This window comes from Mycolicibacter sinensis, assembly GCF_001667945.1.
GTDB lineage: Bacteria > Actinomycetota > Actinomycetes > Mycobacteriales > Mycobacteriaceae > Mycobacterium > Mycobacterium sinense_B.
In genome coordinates this window covers 1-19,133 of the sequence record NZ_LZJK01000150.1, presented here as the reverse complement: position 1 = coordinate 19,133, position 19,133 = coordinate 1, and the positions used below count along the sequence as shown (strand labels likewise).

At 69.0% G+C, this 19,133-nt stretch carries 19 protein-coding genes; 8 read left to right on the top strand and 11 right to left on the bottom strand.

Annotated elements, in window-relative coordinates; all coding sequences use genetic code 11:
• From A5694_RS24780 to rimP, 4 genes are all read right to left on the bottom strand, one after another.
• Window positions 1-447, bottom strand: a 447-nt coding sequence (locus A5694_RS24780) for a translation initiation factor IF-2 N-terminal domain-containing protein (protein ID WP_234787943.1), incomplete at its 3' end; no start/stop codon positions are given.
• Window positions 448-524: 77 nt separating this feature from the next.
• Window positions 525-797 (bottom strand): YlxR family protein, encoded by a 273-nt coding sequence (locus A5694_RS22885; protein ID WP_342707961.1) that lies wholly within the window; start codon window positions 795-797, stop codon window positions 525-527.
• Between the two features lie 162 nt (window positions 798-959).
• The gene (gene nusA / locus A5694_RS19015) at window positions 960-2,003 is read right to left on the bottom strand and encodes a transcription termination factor NusA (RefSeq protein ID WP_064923861.1); all 1,044 of its coding nucleotides are present in this window, start codon (window positions 2,001-2,003) and stop codon (window positions 960-962) included.
• Window positions 2,003-2,536, bottom strand: coding sequence for a ribosome maturation factor RimP (gene rimP, locus A5694_RS19010; protein WP_064923860.1), 534 nt, complete (start codon window positions 2,534-2,536; stop codon window positions 2,003-2,005). Before rimP ends, nusA begins: the two co-directional genes overlap by 1 nt.
• Before the next feature lie 189 nt (window positions 2,537-2,725).
• Between rimP and A5694_RS19005 the strand changes: the two genes are divergently transcribed.
• The 3 genes from A5694_RS19005 to A5694_RS18995 are packed head-to-tail and all read left to right on the top strand — an operon-like array spanning window position 2,726 to window position 4,055.
• Window positions 2,726-3,244 (top strand): hypothetical protein, encoded by a 519-nt coding sequence (locus tag A5694_RS19005; protein WP_064923859.1) that lies wholly within the window; start codon window positions 2,726-2,728, stop codon window positions 3,242-3,244.
• Complete coding sequence (locus tag A5694_RS19000; RefSeq protein ID WP_064923858.1) at window positions 3,241-3,699, top strand: ferritin-like domain-containing protein; 459 nt, start codon at window positions 3,241-3,243, stop codon at window positions 3,697-3,699. The genes A5694_RS19005 and A5694_RS19000 overlap by 4 nt, the downstream gene beginning before the upstream one ends.
• A gap of 23 nt (window positions 3,700-3,722) precedes the next feature.
• Window positions 3,723-4,055 carry a DUF732 domain-containing protein gene (locus tag A5694_RS18995; protein WP_064923857.1) on the top strand — a complete coding sequence of 111 codons (333 nt, stop codon included), beginning with the start codon at window positions 3,723-3,725 and terminating at the stop codon, window positions 4,053-4,055.
• Here the strand turns inward: A5694_RS18995 and A5694_RS18990 are convergent.
• From A5694_RS18990 to mqo, 4 genes are read right to left on the bottom strand one after another with little or no spacing between them, the layout of a single operon-like run.
• Window positions 4,052-5,809, bottom strand: a complete 1,758-nt coding sequence (locus A5694_RS18990; protein ID WP_064923856.1) for a proline--tRNA ligase — start codon at window positions 5,807-5,809, stop codon at window positions 4,052-4,054. The two genes, A5694_RS18995 and A5694_RS18990, sit on opposite strands and share 4 nt — an antisense overlap.
• Window positions 5,810-5,866: 57 nt before the next feature.
• Window positions 5,867-7,447 (bottom strand): MFS transporter, encoded by a 1,581-nt coding sequence (locus A5694_RS18985; RefSeq protein WP_064923855.1) that lies wholly within the window; start codon window positions 7,445-7,447, stop codon window positions 5,867-5,869.
• 33 nt (window positions 7,448-7,480) lie between these two features.
• On the bottom strand, window positions 7,481-8,698 hold the full coding sequence (gene cobA, locus A5694_RS18980; protein WP_064923854.1) for a uroporphyrinogen-III C-methyltransferase: 1,218 nt from the start codon (window positions 8,696-8,698) through the stop codon (window positions 7,481-7,483).
• Between the two features lie 20 nt (window positions 8,699-8,718).
• Window positions 8,719-10,179: a malate dehydrogenase (quinone) gene (gene mqo, locus A5694_RS18975; RefSeq protein ID WP_082952757.1), complete on the bottom strand. Its 1,461-nt coding sequence runs from the start codon at window positions 10,177-10,179 to the stop codon at window positions 8,719-8,721.
• A gap of 71 nt (window positions 10,180-10,250) precedes the next feature.
• Here mqo and mtr point away from each other — a divergent pair, with 71 nt between their 5' ends.
• From mtr to A5694_RS18955, 4 genes are all read left to right on the top strand, one after another.
• Complete coding sequence (mtr, locus tag A5694_RS18970; protein WP_064923853.1) at window positions 10,251-11,630, top strand: mycothione reductase; 1,380 nt, start codon at window positions 10,251-10,253, stop codon at window positions 11,628-11,630.
• A gap of 10 nt (window positions 11,631-11,640) precedes the next feature.
• Window positions 11,641-13,437: an acyl-CoA dehydrogenase gene (locus tag A5694_RS18965; protein WP_064923852.1), complete on the top strand. Its 1,797-nt coding sequence runs from the start codon at window positions 11,641-11,643 to the stop codon at window positions 13,435-13,437.
• Between the two features lie 130 nt (window positions 13,438-13,567).
• Window positions 13,568-14,629: a hypothetical protein gene (locus A5694_RS18960; protein ID WP_064923863.1), complete on the top strand. Its 1,062-nt coding sequence runs from the start codon at window positions 13,568-13,570 to the stop codon at window positions 14,627-14,629.
• A gap of 17 nt (window positions 14,630-14,646) precedes the next feature.
• Window positions 14,647-15,051, top strand: coding sequence for a hypothetical protein (locus A5694_RS18955; protein WP_064923851.1), 405 nt, complete (start codon window positions 14,647-14,649; stop codon window positions 15,049-15,051).
• On the opposite strand, the gene A5694_RS18950 is transcribed toward A5694_RS18955, so the two are convergent.
• Genes A5694_RS18950 through A5694_RS18940 form a run of 3 tightly spaced genes read right to left on the bottom strand, consistent with a single transcriptional unit; the run spans window position 14,963 to window position 17,263 of the window.
• Window positions 14,963-15,286, bottom strand: coding sequence for a hypothetical protein (locus A5694_RS18950; protein ID WP_064923850.1), 324 nt, complete (start codon window positions 15,284-15,286; stop codon window positions 14,963-14,965). The two genes, A5694_RS18955 and A5694_RS18950, sit on opposite strands and share 89 nt — an antisense overlap.
• Before the next feature lies 1 nt (window position 15,287).
• Entirely contained in the window at window positions 15,288-16,778 is a 1,491-nt protein-coding gene (locus A5694_RS18945) for a molybdopterin-dependent oxidoreductase (protein WP_064923849.1), read from the bottom strand.
• Entirely contained in the window at window positions 16,778-17,263 is a 486-nt protein-coding gene (locus A5694_RS18940; protein WP_064923862.1) for a hypothetical protein, read from the bottom strand. The genes A5694_RS18945 and A5694_RS18940 overlap by 1 nt, the downstream gene beginning before the upstream one ends.
• A gap of 282 nt (window positions 17,264-17,545) precedes the next feature.
• On the opposite strand from A5694_RS18940, the gene A5694_RS18935 reads away from it, so the two are divergent.
• A complete protein-coding gene (locus tag A5694_RS18935; RefSeq protein WP_064923848.1) occupies window positions 17,546-19,081 on the top strand; it encodes a PPE family protein in 1,536 nt (511 codons plus the stop codon).
• The last annotated feature ends 52 nt before the right edge of the window (window positions 19,082-19,133 follow it).

The window sequence follows — 19,133 nt, the reverse complement described above, 5'->3', positions numbered from 1 at the left end:
GGGCCGCGAGGCCGCGGGCGCGTCAAGGTGCGCCTTGTCGCCACACCCTGGGCCTCCATGTCGGGGTTGGCCCGCCGGCCCCCGCGCCCGGTCCCCGGCCGGCAACCCCGGGACCCAAGCCCGGCGCCCGCACACCGCGCGTCGGCAACAACCCGTTCTCGTCGGCGCAGCCGGAACCTCGGCCTTCACGGCCTGGCCGTCCCCGGCCGGCACCGTCTTCGGCGGGGCCGGGACGGCCGACTTGGCGGGCGCCGCCGGCGCCGGCTCTTCGCTCTTGGCCGCGGCTTTGCCGCCGCCGAACGACTCGCGCAGCCGCCGCGCGACGGGGGCTTCCACGGTCGAGGACGCCGACTTGACGAATTCGCCCTGCTCGCTCAGACGGGCGAGGACTTCCTTGCTGGTGACACCGAGTTCCTTGGCCAACTCGTGTACGCGGGCCTTTGCCACTACTTCTCCTGTCTATGAGGCGACAGCGGTGGTGGGCCGCGCCTCGGGTTTAGCTATGACGCATGGTCATCGGGACTTCACGGTGTGCTCATGTTCTTCGCTACCTGTTCTGTTCGCCGGGGCGGTGAGCCGATCTGGCGATCGAAGTACTCCTCCACCCCGGATACATCCGGGGAACCGCTGACCCGCAGCGCGTGCGCAAACGCTCGCCGCCGGATCGCCGCCTGCAGGCACTGCGGCCTGGGATGCAACCACGCACCCCGCCCCGGCTGGTTGCCCGCCCTGTCAACGGCGACGGCGTCGTTGCCATTCCCCGACACGGCGACCAGCCGAAGCAACTCGGCGGCCAACTCGCGTTTCCGGCACCCGACACACGTGCGCACCGGTCCCTGCGGGGAGCGGTGCGTCCGCGAGGCGGTTGTCGAAGTCTCGCGCTGGATCACGGCTCAGTCTACCCATACGACGGCGATCGCCCGAACCACCCGAAACCTGCCCCGGTGGTCGCGTCCCGCTCAGTGCTCGTGCGCCACGCCTCGACCGGCGTCATGCTCGGCGCCGGCCGCGGCCGGCTCCGGGGTGTCGCTGCGGATGTCGATACGCCAGCCGGTGAGCCGGGCCGCCAATCGGGCGTTCTGGCCTTCCTTGCCGATGGCCAGCGACAGCTGGAAGTCCGGCACCACCACCCGAGCGGCACGCGCCGCCTGGTCGATCACCGTCACCGACATCACCTTGGCCGGCGACAAGGCATTGCCGACGAAACGCGCCGGGTCCTCGTCGTAGTCGATGATGTCGATCTTCTCGCCGGCCAGCTCACTCATCACGTTGCGTACCCGCTGGCCCATCGGACCGATGCAGGCACCCTTGGCGTTGAGCCCGGGAACCTGCGAGGCCACCGCGATCTTGGACCGGTGGCCGGCTTCGCGGGCGACCGCGACGATCTCCACCGACCCGTCGGCGATCTCGGGCACCTCCAGGGCGAACAGTTTGCGTACCAGGTTCGGGTGGGTGCGGGACAACTCGATGCGCGGCTCGCGCAGCCCCCTGGTCACCCCGATCACGTAGCAGCGCAGCCGGTCACCATGCTCGTAGCCTTCGCCGGGCGCCTGCTCGGCGGGCCGGATGACGCCGTCGAACCCCTTCGCCTCGGTGCCCAGCCGAACCACGACGACGCCGCGGGCGTTCTCCCGGGCGTCACGCTGGACGACACCGGCGACGATGTCGCCTTCGCGCGCCGAGAACTCGCCGTAGGCCTTCTCGTTCTCGGCGTCGCGCAGCCGCTGCAGGATCACCTGGCGGGCGGTGGTCGCCGCGATACGGCCGAAGCCCTCGGGCGTGTCGTCGTACTCGCTGATGACGTTGCCGTCGGCGTCGGTCTCGCGGGCCAGCACCCGCACCATGCCGGTCTTGCGGTCGACGTCGATGACCGCGTCGGCCTGGTGCCCTTCGGTGTGCCGGTAGGCGGTGAGCAACGCCGACTTGATCGTGTCCACCACCACGTCGACCGAGATGCCCTTGTCGGCCTCGATCGCGTGCAGCGCCGCCATATCGATATTCATCAGCCGGCCTCCGTTCCCGCATCGGGGGCCTGCCGGCCCGTCAACTCCAACTCGCGTGCGCTCGGCGGCGAGAATTCGACTTGCACCACCGCTTTGCTGATCTCGCCCAGCGGCAGCCGGCGCCGGTTCCAGTCCCGCCCGGCCCGCACCACCAGCGTCACGACGTCGTCCTCGACGACCCCCACCCGACCGGTCACGCCGGTCCCGTCGGACAGGGTCACCTCGACCTTGCGGCCGTGCGCGCGCCGAAAATGCTTCGCCGTGGTCAACGGCCGGTGCACCCCCGGGGAGCTGACCTCCAGGACGTAGTGGCCGTCGAAGTCGAGGCCGTCAAGCAGATCCGACGCCGAGCGCGACAACGCCGCGGCGGTGTCGAGGTCCAGTGGGGTGTCGCCGTCGGCGACCACGGTGATCCGCGGCAGCTGCTCGGCAGTGTTGTCGATGACGACGTCTTCGATCTCATATCCGGCGCGCGTGAACTCAGCATCGAGCAGCTCGATCACCTGTGTCTGCGAAGGTAGCCGGGTGGCCACGGCGAGCTCCTCATCTTGAGTTGTCTCCGACGTCGCGTTCCCACGCGCCAGGCGCGGCCGGGAACCAGCCACCAACGATACGCCGTGGCGTGCGCAGCCACAGCAAACCGCCGAAAAGCGCCCGGCTACCCCAACAGTCGGCACACGACCGGCCCCGCCGCAACCGTCCGCGGCGGCCGGGATGGCAGGATGTCTCAGGTGCCCGGCCCCCTGACCGCCATCGACCGGCGGCGCGTGCTGACCGGCGCCGGGATGCTGGCCCTGCTCGCCCTGACGGCACCGGCGTGCGGATCGTCCCCGGCACCGCCGGCCGTCGACGACCTGGAAGCGCAACGGCAACTGGCGCACCGCGACAGCGCGCTGGCCGCCGCGGCCGGGGCGGCCTTGGCCGGACCGGATTCCCAGGCGCTGGCCGCGGCATTGGATCAGGTGTCGGCGGAACGGGCCGAACACGCCCGGGCGCTGGCCACCGAGATCGCCCGGGCCGCCGGTAAGCCCGCGCCGGCGATCGCCGAGACGACCACCGTCAGCAGCGCGCCGGATGGGCCCGCACCGACGGTGTCGCAGGTGATCAACGCCTTGCGCAGCGCGGCTGAGGGGGCCGGGAAGCTGGCCATCGCCTCGTCGGGCTACCGGGCCGGGCTGCTGGCCTCCATCGCGGCGGCCTGCACGGCCTCGTACGCAGTCGCCTTGGTGACGCAGTCATGACGTCGGCGGAACCCAGTGCTCTTAGCGGCCCCGACGCCGCCTTGTGCGATGCGCTGATCACCGAATACGGGGTGGTCTACGGCTACGGGCTGGTGTCGGCGTATTCCGCGCCGGAGCTCAACGACCTGGTGGTTCCCACCATCCGGCAGCACCGGGAGCGCCGGGACAACACCATCGCGATCCTTCGCGCCCGCTCGGTGCCGATCCCGCCCGCCGCCGCCGGATACCAGCTGCCCATGCCCCTGACCACCTCTGAGGACGCGCTGCGGCTGGCGGTCCGGATGGAAAACGACACCGCGACGGCCTGGCGCGCCGTCGTCGAGCAGGCCCGCGACCCCTCGGACCGGGAATTCGCGGCCACCGCGCTGGGGCAAAGCGCGGTGCTGGCCGCGCACTGGAACCGGGCGTTGGGCAATTGGCCGATCACCCGGGCCTTCCCGGGTGGCCAGGACTAACTGCGCTGGAACGAGAGGAGCTGATGTCAGTGCTGAATCGACGGATGCGGCTGGGGGCGCTCGCCGCGGCGGCCGCAGCAGCCGTGATGGGGGCGGTGGCCGGGCCGGCCGGCGCCTGGCCGATCCCCTACACCGCCGAGGACACCCGGTATCTCGACGCGACCCGCGGCAACTTTCCCGGTGACGACGACCAGCTGCTGTTGGCCGGCAAGCAGGCGTGCCGTCTGCTCTACACCGGCCAGCCTTCCAGCGCCGTGATCGACCAGGTGGCCGGGCAGTACGGCGCCAGCCCCGAACAGGCTGCCACCGTGGTGCGCGCGGCGCGCAGCACCATGTGCACCCAGGCGCCGGGTTAGGCAGCCTGACCGCGGACGGCGGCCGCGATCTGCCGGGCCAGGTCGGCGCCGACGGACAGCTCCCGGGTCTCCCCGGAGAAGCGGTCCCGCAGTTCGACGATCCCGTCGGCCCAGCCGCGTCCCAGCACGACGATCCAGGGCACGCCGAGCAGTTCGGCGTCCTTGAACTTCACCCCCGGTGAAGCCTGCCGGTCGTCGAGCAGCACCTCCATTCCGAGCCGGTCGAGCTCGCCGGCCAGCTCGGTGGCGCCGGCACGGGCCGCGTCGTCCTTGTTGGCGATCACCAGGTGCACATCGAACGGGGCGACCGCCGCCGGCCAGCGCAGGCCCAGCTCATCGTGGTGCTGCTCGGCGATGACGGCGACCAGCCGGGAGACGCCGACCCCGTAGGAGCCCATGGTGAGCCGCACCGGGCGGCCGTCCTCGCCGAGGACGTCGGCGCTGAACGCGTCGGTGTATTTGCGGCCCAGTTGGAAGATGTGGCCGATCTCGATGCCGCGGGCGCTGACCAACGTCCCCGCCCCGTCCGGGGACGGGTCACCGTCGCGGACCTCGGCGGCTTCGATGGTGCCGTCGGCGGTGAAATCGCGTCCGGCGACCAGGCCGACGACGTGGCGGCCGGGCTGGTCGGCGCCGGTGATCCAGCTGGTGCCGTCCACCACCCGGGGGTCGACCAGATAGCGGACCCCGTTGTCCTGCAGCGCTTTCGGGCCGATGTAGCCCTTCACCAGGAACGGGTGCTTGGTGAAATCGCCGTCGGAGAGCAACGCGTACTCGGCGGGCTCGAGAGCAGCGCCGAGCCGCTTCTCGTCGACCTCCCGGTCGCCGGGCACCCCGATGCCCAGCAGTTCCCACTCCCCGCCGGGCTGGCGCACCTTGAGCAGCACGTTCTTGAGGGTGTCGGCCGCGGTGACGGTGCGGCCCAGGCCGGCGCCGTTGGCCCAGTCCACCAGGGTGGCGATGGTCGGGGTGTCTCCGGTGTCGTAGACCTGCGCCTCCGGTAGGCCCTCGACCGGTTGGGGTTGCGGGCGCGCGGTGGTCACGGCCTCGACGTTGGCGGCGTAGCCGGATTCCAGGCAGCGCACGAAGGTGTCCTCGCCGACCTCGCTCTCGGCCAGGAACTCCTCGGAGGCCGAGCCGCCCATCGCGCCGGACGTCGCCGCCACGATCACGTAGCGCAGCGCCAGCCGGTCGAAGATCTTCTGATAGGCCTCCCGGTGGGCCTGGTAGGCCTTGCTGAGCCCGGCGTCGTCAACGTCGAAGGAGTAGGAGTCCTTCATCACGAACTCCCGCCCGCGCAGGATGCCCGCGCGCGGCCGCGCCTCGTCGCGGTACTTGGTCTGGATCTGGTAGAGCACCACCGGGAAATCCTTGTAGGAGCCGTACTCCCCCTTGACCGTCAAGGTGAACAGTTCCTCGTGGGTGGGCCCGAGCAGGTAGTCGTTGCGGCGGCGGTCCTGCAGCCGGAACATGGTGTCGCCGTACTCGGTCCAGCGGTGGGTGGCCTCGTACGGAGCGCGCGGCAACAGGGCGGGCAGCAGGATCTCCTGGGCGCCGATAGCGTCCATCTCCTCGCGCACCACCCGCTCGATGTTGCGCAGCACCCGCAGCCCCAGCGGCAGCCAGCTGTACAGGCCGGGTGCGATCGGCCGGACGTAGCCGGCCCGGATCAACAGCTTGTGGCTGGGCACTTCGGCATCGGCGGGGTCATCGCGCAGGGTGCGCACGAACAGCTGGGACATCCGGGTGATCACAGGCCGAGAGCTTATCGGTGAGCTCGTCGGGGCCGACAGCGCGGCGTCCGGAGCCCGTTACAGGTTGCCCGCGCCGAACGCGTCCTGGGCATCCTGGGCGTGCGCCACCTGCTTGGCGGTGTAGCCGATCAACAGCGAGATGGCGCCGACGATCACCGCCACCCCGGCCACCCACAGCAGACCGTAGGTGTAGCCGGCGTCGAGTGCGGCGATCTGACTGGCGTCCATCGTCTTCACTGGCATGTTGGTGCCGCCGAGGTACAGCGTGCGCGAGGTGATGACGGCCTGGATGACCGCCAGCACCAGCGGGCCCCCGAGATTCTGCAGCATGAGCGCGATCGCCGAAGTCGGGCCGATCTGGTCGAAGCCCACGCCGGCGATCGCCGACAGGGTCAACGGCACCACGATCACGCCGATGCCGAGACCGCCGAGCACGATCAGCGTCACGAAGTTCGGAAAGTACGAGATGTTGCGGTCGATGGTCGAGCCGTAGATCATCGCGCCCAGCAACACGACGCCACCGGCGATCACCAGCACCCGGGGCGGGAACCGGCGCACCAACTGGGAGGACAGACCCAGTCCGATGCCCAGCCCGATCACGAACGGAATGAATCCCACCCCGGCGTGCAGTGCCGAGTAGCCCATCAGGTCCTGCACGTAGAGGCCGATGGTCACGGTCAGGGTGAACAGCACCCCGCCGGCCAGGAAGATGGCGGCGAAGGTGGCCAGCCGGTTGCGGTCGCGGAACAGGCTGAACGGCACCACCGGGTTCTCGGCGGTGCGTTCCACCAGTGCGAAGGCCAGCAGTGCGACCACCGCCACCACGCCGGAGCCGATGGTGATCGTCGAGACCCAGCCCTTCTCCGGGCCGATGGTGAACGCGAACACCGCGGCGGTGCAGCCCAGGGTCGCCAGCAGCGCCCCGGCGGCGTCCAGCTTCATCCGCTCCCGGAAGGTCTCGGTCAGCGCGGTGCGGGCCAGGTAGATCATCAGCAGGCCGATCGGCACGTTGATGGCGAAAGCCAGCCGCCACGACACCTCGGTCAGGGCGCCGCCGATCACCAGGCCCATCACCGAACCCACCGCGGTCATCGCGCCGAACACCGCGGTGGCCGTGTTCCGGGCCGGCCCCTTGGGGAAGGTGGTGGCGATCAGCGCCAGCGCGGTCGGTGAGGCGATGGCCGAGCCGACGCCCTGCAGCAGCCGCGCGATCACCAGGGTGGGAGCGTCCCAGGCCGCAGCACACAGCACGGAGGCGATGGTGAACAGCGCCACCCCGCTGATGAAGGTGCGCTTGCGGCCGATGGTGTCACCCAGGCGACCGCCGAGCAGCATCAGGCCGCCGAAGGTCAGCACGTAGGCGCTGATCACCCAGCCGCGGCCGGCATCGGACAGACCCAGGTCGTCCTGGATCCTAGGAAGCGCGACGATGGCCACGGTGCTGTCCATCGTGGCCAGCAATTGCATGCCACCGATGGCGATCACGGCGTAGATGAAACGACGAGACGGCAGCATGGACATGACGAATCTGCTGGTCCGGCTCACGATATTCGCGTCCGACCGCCCCGGCGGCACTGGCTTGGCGGCGTCTGCCTGCCACTGCGCGGTCGCCCGTCCTGCATCATCAAGAGCAGTCATAACTGGCTACCCTACAGTAATATTAAGAGGTCTTTAAACCCCGAAGCCGGCCACGGCCCCGATGACGACGATCGCCGGAGGCCGGATGCCCTCGGCGCGGATTTTCTCGGGCGCGTCGGCGAGCGTGGCCCGCAGCGTGTGCTGGGCGGGCGTGGTGCCGTGTTGCACCACCAACACCGGCGTATCTGCAGGTCGGCCGCCTTTTTGCAGCGCCGCGCTGAATTGCTCGATGCGTTCGATGGCCATCAGCAACACGATGGTGCCGCGCATCGCGGCCAGCGCATCCCAATTCACTAACGATTCGGGGTCATCCGGTGCCACATGCCCGCTGACCACCACGAATTCGTGATTCACGGCGCGGTGGGTGACCGGGACCCCGGCTTGCGCCGGCACGGCTATGGCACTGGTCACACCGGGCACCACCGTCACCGGGATCCCGGCGTCGGCGCAGGCCAGCACCTCTTCGTAACCGCGGGCGAACACGAACGGGTCGCCGCCTTTGAGCCGCACCACGAACTTGCCGGCCGAGGCGCGCTCAATCATCAGCGCGTTGATGGCGTCCTGGGCCATCGCCCGCCCGTAGGGAATCTTGGCGGCGTCGATGACCTCGACGTGCGGCGGCAGTTCGGCGAGCAACTCCGCCGGCGCGAGCCGGTCGGCCACCACGACGTCGGCGTGCGAGAGCATGCGCCGACCGCGCACTGTGATCAGTTCCGGATCGCCGGGCCCGCCGCCGACCAGCGCCACGCCACCGCGCACCACATCGGAGGTCGCCGCTGTTTCCAGGGTGATTGTGCCGTCCTGCAAGGCCTCCCGGATCGCCGATCGGATCGCCGCCGACCGACTGTGCTCCCCGCCGGCCAGCACGCCGACCGACAGACCGGCGTAGCCGAAGGTGGCGGGTGTGACCGCCGATCCCTCGACGGCGAGATCGGCGCGCACGCAGAAGATCCGGCGTCGGTCAGCTTCGGCGACCACGGCGGCGTTGATATCCGCGTCATCGGTGGCCGCGATCGCGTACCAGGCGTCGGCCAGGTCACCGTCGCGGTAGCCGCGCGACACCAGCGTGATGCCGGGCTTGCGCTCACCGAGCGCCTCGACCGCCGGGGTCGCGCTCGGGGCGATCACCGTCACCTGGGCGCCGCTGTCCACCAGCAGCGGCAGCCGCCGCTGTGCGACGCTGCCCGCGCCCACCACGACAACCTTGCGGCCGGCCAGCCGCAGCCCGACCAGATATGGGTTCTCGGTCACCCGGCAACTCTAGTGGCCCATCAGCGGAGCTGAAGCTGTTGGCTACCCCACTCCCACACCTGCTCGAACAGGGCGGGCTCCTCGGCGAGCCGCACGCCCAGCGACGGCACCATCTCCGTGAGCCGGGGCAGCCAGCCGGGGAACCGGCCGGGGAAGCAGCGCGTCAGCACCTCGAGCATGGCCGGCACCGCGGTCGACGCGCCCGGGGAGGCGCCGAGCAGCCCCGCGACGCTGCCATCGGCGGCGTTGACGATCGTGGTGTCGAATTCCAGTCGCCCGCCCCGGATCACCTGCACCCGCTGGCCCGCCCGTAGCGGCGACCAATCCCGGTCGCGCGCGTCGGGGACGAATTCCCGCAGCGCCTCGATACGGCCTGCGTGAGTTCGGCGCAGTTGGCCCAGCAGGTAGCCGACCAGTGCACGCTCGGCGATCCCGACGCCCAGCAGCGAAGCCGCATTGTCGAGGCGGACCGACCTCGGCAGATCCGTGACCCGGCCGTGCTTGAGGAACTTCGGCGACCAGCCGGCAAACGGCCCGAACAGCAGCCACGACGCGCCGGTGACGACCCGGGTGTCCAGGTGCGGCGCGGTCGTCGACGGTGCGCCCGGGGCCGGCGCGCCGTACACCTTGGCGCGGTGCCGGTCGGTGATCTCCGGGTCCCCGCAGCGCAGGAACACCCCGCCGATCGGGAATCCGCCGAAGCCGCGGACTTCGGAGATACCGGCCTTGCGTAGCAGACCCAGTGTGGCGCCCCCGGCTCCGATGAAGACGAATTTGGCGTTGAGCCTTGCGGTTTCACCGGTTCGGCGGTTGGCCAGTCCCAGTGCCCAGCTGCCGTCGGATTCCCGTTCGAGGCTGCGTACCTCATGGCCGAAGCGCACCGCGCTGCCGTGCCGCGCTCCGTAACCGATCAGCTGGGAGGTCAGCGCCCCGAAGTCGACGTCGGTGCCGTCGGGCGACCAGTCCAGGGCCACCGGGGCACCGACGTCTCGACCGGCCGCCATCAACGGCAGCCGGGCGGCGAATTCGTCGAAGTCGGTGATGAACTCGGCGCCGGCGAACAGGGGGTTGGGCGCCAGCGCTTCATGGCGGCGACGCAGGTAGTCCACGCCAGCGGCGCCGTCCACGAAGCTGACATGCGGCACCGGGTTGACGAAGGTGCGCGGCTGATCCAGCATGCCGTGTTGCACCGCATACGACCAGAACTGGCGGGACACCTGGAACTGCTCGTTGACGCGCACCGCCTTGGCGATGTCGATCGAGCCGTCGGGCCGCTGCGGCGTGTAGAACAGTTCGCACAGCCCGGCGTGCCCGGTGCCGGCGTTGTTCCACGGGTCGCTGCTCTCGCCGGCGGCGGCGTCCAATCGTTCGACGACGGTGATCGAGGCGTCCGGCTCCAGCCGGCGCAGGATCGCCCCGAGAGTGGCGCTCATGATGCCCGCGCCGATCAGCGCGATGTCGGTGGTGGCGGCGGTGGGCACAGGGCTCAGGCTAATCGGGGCACACCCTTTAGGCTGGCGAAGACGGCGGGCGCGGCGGATGGGAAACACGGGTGGAAAGCTACGATCTGGCGATCATCGGAACCGGTTCGGGCAACAGCATTCTCGATGACCGCTACGCCGACAAGCGGGTTGCGATCTGCGAGCAGGGCACCTTCGGCGGCACCTGCCTGAACGTCGGGTGCATCCCGACGAAGATGTTCGTCTACGCCGCCGAGGTGGCGCAGACGGTGACCGACGCGGCCCGCTACGGCATCGATGCCCGCATCGATCGGGTGCGCTGGCCCGACATGGTCTCGCGGGTGTTCGGTCGCATCGACCCGATCGCCGCCGGCGGCGAGCGGTATCGGCGCAGCCTGCCGAACGTCGACGTCTACGCCGCGCACACCGGATTCGCGCCGGTCAACTCCGACGGCAGGTACGTATTGCGCACCACCACCGGTGAAGAGTTCTCCGCCACCCAGGTGGTGATCGCCGCCGGGGCGCGGACCTGGATTCCACCGGTGATCGCCGACAGCGGCGTGCGCTACTACACCAGTGACGACGTGATGCGCATCGCCGAGTTGCCCGAGCACCTGGTGATCATCGGCGGTGGGTTCGTGGCTGCCGAGTTCGCCCACGTGTTCTCCGCCCTCGGGGTCCGGGTCACCGTGGTGATCCGGAGCCAGACGATGCTGCGGTACACCGATGAAACCGTGGCTCAGCGCTACACCGATCTCGCGGCGCGCAAGTGGGACCTGCGGGCGCACCGCACTGTAACCGGCGCCCGAAATGCCGGTTCAGGTGTCGAGTTGCAGCTCGACGACGGGTCGCTGCTGCGTGCCGACGCACTGCTGGTGGCCACCGGCCGGGTGCCCAACGGCGACCTGCTCGATGCCGAACAGGCCGGCGTCGACGTCGTCAATGGTCGGGTGGTGGTCGACGAATACCAACGAACCAGTGCGCCCGGGATCTTCGCGCTCGGCGACGTCTCCTCCCCCTACGAACTCAAACACGTCGCCAATCACGAGGCCCGGGTGGTGCAGCACAATCTGTTGTGCGACTGGGAGGACACCGCGTCCATGCGCGTCACCGATCACCGCTACGTCCCGTTCGCGGTGTTCACCGATCCGCAGATCGCCGTTGTGGGGTTGAGCGAAACGCAGGCCGTGGCACAGGGTTTCGATGTCTCGGTGAAGGTTCAGGATTACGGTGACGTCGCCTACGGCTGGGCGATGGAGGACACCACCGGGTTCGTCAAGCTGATCGCCGAACGAGGCAGCGGACGGCTGCTGGGAGCGCACATCATGGGCCATCAGGCGTCGTCGATCATCCAGCCGCTGATCCAGGCGATGAGCTTCGGGCTGACCGCGCCGGAGATGGCCCGCGGTCAGTACTGGATCCACCCGGCGCTGCCCGAGGTCGTGGAGAACGCGCTACTGGGCCTGGAGTGAAAGGGATCCGATGAAGTCCACCCTGCTGTCGCGGCAAGACCTGGAGTTTCTACTGTTCGACTGGCTGCGCGTCGACGAGCTGACCCGACGTCCCCGCTTCACCGAGCACTCCCGGGAGACGTTCTGCGACACGTTGGATCTGTGCGAACAACTGGCGAGCAGATACTTCGCCCCGCACAACAAGAAGAGCGACGCCCAGGAACCCACCTTCGACGGGAAGACCGTCATCATCATCGACGAGGTCAAGGAGGCGCTGGCGGCCTGCGCCGACGCCGAGCTGATCGGCATGGCGATGGACTACGCCCTGGGCGGGGCGCAACTGCCGGCGACGGTGGCCCAGGCCGGGTTCGCCTGGCTGCTGGCCGCCAACGTCAGCACCGCCGGGTATCCGATGCTGACGATGGCCAACGCGAACCTGCTCGCCGAATTCGGCAACCCCGACCAGATCGACGCCTTCGTCAAACCGATGATCGCCGGCCGCTTCACCGGGACGATGTGTCTGTCGGAGACCCAGGCCGGTTCGTCGCTGGCCGACATCACCACCCGCGCAGAACCGCGCGCTGACGGAACCTACCGGTTGTTCGGATCCAAGATGTGGATCTCCGGCGGCGATCACGAACTGACCGACAACATCGTCCACCTGGTGCTGGCCAAGATCCCTGGCGGCCCGACCGGCACCAAAGGCATCTCGCTGTTCATCGTGCCGAAATATCTGGTGAATCCCGACGGCACGCTGGGTGAGCGCAACGACGTCGTACTGGCCGGGCTCAACCACAAGATGGGCTACCGCGGCATCACCAACACCGTGCTCAACTTCGGAGAAGGCGGCCACCGGCCCGGCGGCGAACCGGGCGCGGTCGGCTATCTCGTGGGCGCCGAGCACCGCGGCCTGAGCTACATGTTCCGCATGATGAACGAGGCCCGGCTGGGTGTGGGCATGGGCGCGATCGCGCTGGGCTACACCGGCTACCTGAAGTCACTGGAGTACGCCCGCGGCCGGCCGCAGGGCCGGCCGGTGTCAGCGAAAGACCCGGCGACGCCGCAGGTCCCGATCATCGAGCATCCGGACGTCAAGCGGATGCTGCTGGCCCAGAAGTCCTATGTCGAGGGGGCGCTCGCGTTGGCGCTGTACTGCGCGCGACTCGTCGACATCGCGCGCACCGCCGAATCCGAGGACGAACGCGATCACGCTACTGCCCTGCTGGACATCCTCACCCCGATTGCCAAGAGCTGGCCCTCGCAGTGGTGCCTGGCGGCCAACGACCTGGCGATCCAGGTGCACGGCGGTTACGGCTACACCCGCGAGTACGACGTCGAACAGCATTACCGGGACAACCGGCTCAATCCGATCCACGAGGGCACCCACGGCATCCAGAGCCTGGACCTGTTGGGCCGCAAGGTGACCCAACGCGACGGGGCGAGCCTGGCCGCCCTGCACCAGGCGATGACGGACAGCATCGCGGCCGGTCGCCGGGCCGGTGGCGAACCAGCCGAGGCGGCAACGCAACTCGACGCGGTGATCCAGCGGCTGGTCGCGGTCACCGCGGGCATGTTCGCCGCCGGTGACATCGATGCCGCGCTGGCCAACAGCGCCGTCTATCTGGAGGCCTTCGGTCACGTGGTGATCGCCTGGATGTGGCTGGAGCAGTTACTGGCCGTCGGCGGACGCACCGGGGATTTCTACGACGGTAAGCGCCAGGCCGCCCGGTACTTCTTCCGCTACGAGCTGCCCAAGACCGGCCCGCAGCTCGACTTGCTGGAGCGCCTGGATCGCACCACGATCGAGATGCAGCCCGACTGGTTCTAGGTGCGACCGGCGCCGTGGGACCCCGGATGCCCCGCGGGCTCAGGCAGGCTGAACTTCCTCGGTGTGTAACGACCTGATTGTCGGGGTACTGCACCGAAAGGTCGACAGCAACACCGAAGGACGGTCAGCGATGGTGGCCACTTGCCCGAGACGTCACCGGGCGCGGACCTGGGGGGCAAGCACGGCCATCGCAGCCCTTGTCGCAGCGGGCTGCTCGTCACCGCAACAGCCGGAGGGCGCCCCCGAGGTGACGCTGGCCCGGGTCAGCGTGCCCCTGCACGAACCGGTGTGGTCGTATGGCACCGGCGCCCTGATCGGGCTCACCGACGATCAGCGGTTGGCAAAGGTCGACGGTGCCGCGAGCCAGGACGCGGCGCGCACCACCTTGTCGGGGCCGTTGAGCGCCGGACGCAACGTGCAGATCAGCCAGATGAACGACCGGCACGTCTTCGTTCCTCAGCCCGGCCGCGGCACGGTGGCCGTCGTCGACCTCGCCAGCCTGCAGCCCGTCGAGCAGGTGGACGCCGGCCCCGCTCCGGCCTACCTGTCCGAGGATGCCGGTTTGCGGGTGCTGCTCGCCTTGTCGGCCGATGGCTCGACGGTGACTCCGGTGGAGCAATACGGCTACCGCAAATTACCGGCGGCCCACATACCCGGTGAGCCGGCGGATTCGATCGACGGCTCCACCCGCGGCCGCGAGATCGACTACCACCTCTACGGGCGCTCGAGCATCCGTTACTTCAAGGGCCACTCGTCGCCACCCGACCAGCGGGGCTCGCTGGCCATGCACGTCGGCGCGTCGGCCGGGGACGGCACCAAGGTGACGCGCACCTATGTCGCCGACCACGATCACGGGGTGCTGTATGCGGTCGAATCCGGTCGTGGCGGTGACGGGTTGGAGGTGGTGGGCCACGCCGGCCTGCCGTCGTCACCGATCCGTTATCTGGGCACCGACGACACCAGGATCTACGCCGCCACCGACCAGCAGCTGGTGACCCTGGAGACGGCGAGCTTCACCGGCTACCCCGACGACATCATCCCGACGGTCAAGGTCGTCGACTACCGCGCTGGTCTCGGTGCGGAACAGGCCCGCTCGGCACCGCTGTCCGGGATGGCGATCGGTCCGCACCGGGTGTTCCTGACCTTGCGTGGGGCGCCGTATGTGATCAGCGTCGCCAAACCGCATCTCTGAGCCCAGGAGGGACACCGATGAGCACGTCCGCAGCGAACGTCTTCGGTGTCGACGACGACTTCGAGTGGATCGCCGAGCAGATCCGGGAACTCAAGCACCTGGGCGAGAAGACCGAGGTCACCCAAGACCAGAGCTACGACCTGTCCGTCCGATGGGGCACGGCGCTGGCCGGGCGGCTGCGGCGGCTGGTGCTCTACAGCTCGCAGGGCAGGCTCGAAGGCGCCGACGAACAACGGTTCCAGGTGCTGTGCACCGAACTGCGCGGGCTCTCCGAACTCATCGATCGTTTCGGACTCACGCAACCGGTGTTCACCGTGCCGGCACCGGCAAAAGCTAAGCGGCACCGGGGACCTCGACGGACCAACTCGCGGCGCGCGCCTGGCCGGCGTCGCGGTCCAGAAAATCCCTCTCCCGCAGCCTGATCGCCGTCCGTGGTTTGGCGCATTCCGGGTTGCGACACGTCAACGCCACCATGTAGGCGTCGTCGTCTTCGTCCAGGAACAAAAACCCCAGATACAGTGCGTCGCCGACGCTGAAGTCCGTTGCGCCACAGCACTCACAGTGCCCGCCCTTGGCGGCGAGCTGCTCGGTTACCCGCTGGCGCTCGGTGGCCTGCAGCCGGACCAGTTCCGGGCGCACCATCGCCTCCTCGGCCATCTCAGATCTCCACATCCTTGTCGTAGTGCACGTTGTCCTCACGCCAGCCGCCCAGGCCCATCCCGATGCCGGAATGGTCGTCGATGAACTCGATCTGGTTGATCCACTTGGCCATCTTGAACCCGACTTGGGTCTCCACCCGCAACCGCAACGGCGCGCCGTGCTTGATCGGTAAGGGTTTGCCGTTCATCTCGTAGGCCAGGATCGTCTGCGGCTTGTAGGCCAGTTCCAGGTCCATCACCTCGTAGAACTGCCCCGATCCCTCCGCGCTGGGTTCGTCGCGGCCGGTGTCCTGCATGGTCAGAAAGCAGATGTAGCGGGCCTGCGGCAGCGGGCGCACCTCCTGCAGCAGCCGGCTCAGGTGAATTCCACTCCACTGGCCGATGCTGGACCAGCCCTGGACGCAGTTGTGCAGTACCCGCTGGGTTTCCGGTTGACCCAGCGCCCGCAAGGCGTCGAGGTCCAAGGTCACCGGTTTCTCCACCAGGCCGCCGACCCGCAGCCGCCAGTCGGCAAAGTTGTGTACCGCCATCACCTTGTACTCATCCGAGCAGGGCGGCTTGCCGTTGACCCGGTGTTCTTCGGAGATCTTGCCTGGCGGGTAATTCTGCCGGGAATTCAACGGCCGCAGCAGGATCAGCCGAGCCCGGGTGACAATGCTGCCCAGAATGCGGTGCACCTGGGTGGGCCGCCGCAGGCTCCATACCGTCGCCGCGACATGCACGGCCACGACCGCCGCAATGATGGCCAGCGACCACAACGTCGCCCAGTTGATGTTGCGCACCGCGCCGAAGATCATCAGCGATGTGAGCTGGCCCCAGCCCCAGAAGAACACCATCGACAGGTGGATCGCGATGAAGGCCAGGAACGCGGCCAGCCCGACGAAGTGCAGACTGCGTGCCCACTGCCGGCCTCCGAACATCTGGACATACCACGGGAAGCGCGCCTCGATCGCCGGGGATTGCGCGGCGCCGGTGAGGATTTGAAAAGGCGCCAGCACAAAGATGACGCCGGCATAGGTCAGCTTCTGGATGGCATCCAGCGGCTCGCCGGGCAGCAGCGGGGGGAGGTTGAACGTCAGGTAGGTGACGACGTCGTTCCAGGCCTCCGAAAAAATCGACCACGAATACGGCCAGTAGCGATGCCATTGGCCGGTCGCGAACAACAGGATGTAGTAGGACAATCCAACCGCGATCCAGCCCATCACCGAGATGAAGTGCCAGTGCCGCCCCATGCCTAGCTTCTTGTGCCCGGGTAGCGCAACGACTGAGCTGTAGTCCTCTTCCTCGTCGAGGGTGTCATAGAGCTTGTCGGTCGGCATTTCCCGGGGCGTGAAGCGTGCCCACTCGGTGCCCGGTTTGCTGTGCTCGTTCCAGTACAGCTTCGGGTGCGTGGAAAGTATCTCGATGCCGCTGCGCAGCAGCAACGTCAGAAAGAGGAAGTTGAGCCAGTGCTCGATGCGCAGCCAAGCGGGAAAATCGAGTGTCGTCATCAGTCGTGCCAGCCCTGGTGTTGGGGGTAGGCGACGTTGATCCGCAGCAACACCGACATGTGCACCGCGAGGAAACCGGCTGCGCAGGCCATGGCCCAGGTGCCGGGTGCGATGTCCCAGCGTCCGGTCAAGGCGACCAGACCCGGCCAACTGCCGGCCCGGCTTACCAGGTACAGCCCGAGAAATACGACCGAAAGCAGATCGCCGAGCAGCCACCCCAGCGGTGGCAGCCGGGGGGTGACGGCCAGCCACATGATGCCCGCGGCCAGCAGGCAACCACCGATCAGCAGCGCAGAGTAGACCTCGAAGGACGCCGGCAGCGCTCGCTCCCGGATCACGACGTAGGCATGAGCTGCCGCGAGGCCCACCAGCAGCAGACCACCGAGTGCGGTCACCGTCCGCGGAAGGTCGAATGCGACATACCCGCCCAACCGCAGCATCCGGTGCAGCTGGTGCAGCCCCGTGCGCCGGAGGAGAGAGCTCACGCCGGCTGCGTACCCTGCGCCGCGGGGCGGCAAACCATCCTGCGCGGCCGCCACCATCCCGCCCCTCGTTGACTCAGTGCCGCTGTGCAGGTGGCGATTCCGGGCGCTCGGGTCGAGCCGGCGCCAAGGACCCGCAATCGCTCCGGCAAGTCCTCGCATCAGGGCGGACTCGGGACTAGCCTGACAATGATCCTGCTCCGACTGCGCCGGGGGCGCCACATGGCGAGAATCCTGCTGCTACCGCGCGACGGCGCCTGCCCGGCGCCGGTCGAATGAGCGGCGATGTCTGCGCCGGTATGGATGGGCGTCCCGCCGGAAGTGCATTCGGCGTTGTTGAACAGCGGCCCCGGAGCCGGGTCGCTGCTCAGGGCGGCCGCCGCGTGGTCGTCGATGAGCGCCGAATACGCCGCTGCGGCCGAGGAACTCAGCGCCGCATTGAACGCCGCCGGGACCGGGGTCTGGCAGGGTATCGCCGCGCAGTCCTACCTCGACGCCCATGCGCCGTTCGTGGCCTGGTTGGAGCAGTCGGCGGCTGCCAGCACCCGCATCGCCGTGCAGCATGAGATCGCCGCGGCCGCATACGAAGTCGCTGTCGCAACGATGCCGACCCTGGCGGAGCTGGCCGCCAACCATGCCGTGCATGCGGTGCTGGTGGCAACGAACTTCTTTGGCGTCAATACCATCCCGATCGCGGCCAACGAAGCCGACTACGCACGCCTGTGGGTTCAGGCGGCCGCCACCATGTCCGGCTATCAGACGGTGTCCGCCGCAACGTTGGCCGCTGCTCCGCCCGCCGCGCCGGCACCACGAATCGTCAACGCCGAGGCATCGCAGCCGGTGGCGGCCACCGGCGATCCGTTCGACTTGTCGTCGCTGATCGCACAGCTGGAGAAGTTCGAGGGCGCCCACAGCCTCTTGGAACTGATCTGGCCCGGCAATCCTTTCACCCCGTTCCCTCCGGGAACAGATTTCGGCGGCGCCTTGAGCGACATGGGGACCAGCTTCGTCGAGGGGCTGTTTCTCTACGATCCGCAGACCCTGGCCTTCGCGCACAACCCGGCCCAGCTGGTCTTCGTCATCGCCTTGGCGGGGGTCCAGCTCATCACGCACCGGATCTTCGACCTTGTCCAGCTGGTGTACAACTTCCCACAGCTGCTGCCGGCGATGTTGCCGCTGTTGCAGGCCCCGGTGACGGCGGTGGGCGGCCTGGCCGGGTTGGCGGGGCTGGCCGGGCTGCCGCAGCCCGCCGTGGTGCCGGCCGGAGTCCCGCCAGCAGCGGTCGGCATGCAGCCGTCCCCGACGGCCGTGGTCACTGCTGCCGCGTCGGGTACCTCCGCCCCGGCGCCGGCGCCGGCGCCGGCCGCCGCGGCCGCTCCCCCGCCCGCCTTGCCGCCGCCGGGCGCCGCCCCGCCGGTTGCCGGGTTGGAGGCGTTCGGCTATCTCGTCGGTGGGGGCGGGCCCGACATCGGGTTCGGTTCGGGAATGGGCAACAAGGCGCAGGAGCCGGACGCCCAGGGAGCCGCCGCTCGGGCCACCGCGCCCCTCGCCCGAGCGGAGGCGGGTCAGCGGCGGCGAGGGCGCCGGCGGGTGGGGCTACGCGGCTACGGCGATGAGTACATGGATCTGGATATGCCGATCGGCCCCGCGGCAGTGGCAGCGGATCGTGGCGCGGGGTCCCAGGGCTTTACTGGAACCAGCCGGAAGATCGGTGCCGGGGCGCCCAGCGGGTTGGCCACGGTGGCCGGCGACGGCTTCGGCGGCGGGCCGCGCATGCCGATGCTGCCGGAGGGCTGGTGCGTTGGGAAAACGGACCGTTAGCCGTTGGCCTACGCCCCTTTATTCACTTGCGTCACAGGCGATTTCTTGTCGG

Bases quoted from the DNA above. Each gene is read 5' to 3' on its own strand.
- A5694_RS18950 (WP_064923850.1), bottom strand. From the start codon at position 15,286: ATGGCCGAGGAGGCGATGGTGCGCCCGGAACTGGTCCGGCTGCAGGCC.
- A5694_RS18960 (WP_064923863.1), top strand. From the start codon at position 13,568: ATGGTGGCCACTTGCCCGAGACGTCACCGGGCGCGGACCTGGGGGGCA.
- A5694_RS18935 (WP_064923848.1), top strand. From the start codon at position 17,546: ATGTCTGCGCCGGTATGGATGGGCGTCCCGCCGGAAGTGCATTCGGCG.
- A5694_RS18955 (WP_064923851.1), top strand. From the start codon at position 14,647: ATGAGCACGTCCGCAGCGAACGTCTTCGGTGTCGACGACGACTTCGAG.
- A5694_RS18985 (WP_064923855.1), bottom strand. From the start codon at position 7,447: ATGACTGCTCTTGATGATGCAGGACGGGCGACCGCGCAGTGGCAGGCA.
- A5694_RS19005 (WP_064923859.1), top strand. From the start codon at position 2,726: ATGTCTCAGGTGCCCGGCCCCCTGACCGCCATCGACCGGCGGCGCGTG.
- A5694_RS18945 (WP_064923849.1), bottom strand. From the start codon at position 16,778: ATGACGACACTCGATTTTCCCGCTTGGCTGCGCATCGAGCACTGGCTC.
- A5694_RS18995 (WP_064923857.1), top strand. From the start codon at position 3,723: ATGTCAGTGCTGAATCGACGGATGCGGCTGGGGGCGCTCGCCGCGGCG.
- A5694_RS19000 (WP_064923858.1), top strand. From the start codon at position 3,241: ATGACGTCGGCGGAACCCAGTGCTCTTAGCGGCCCCGACGCCGCCTTG.
- nusA (WP_064923861.1), bottom strand. From the start codon at position 2,003: ATGAATATCGATATGGCGGCGCTGCACGCGATCGAGGCCGACAAGGGC.
- A5694_RS18965 (WP_064923852.1), top strand. From the start codon at position 11,641: ATGAAGTCCACCCTGCTGTCGCGGCAAGACCTGGAGTTTCTACTGTTC.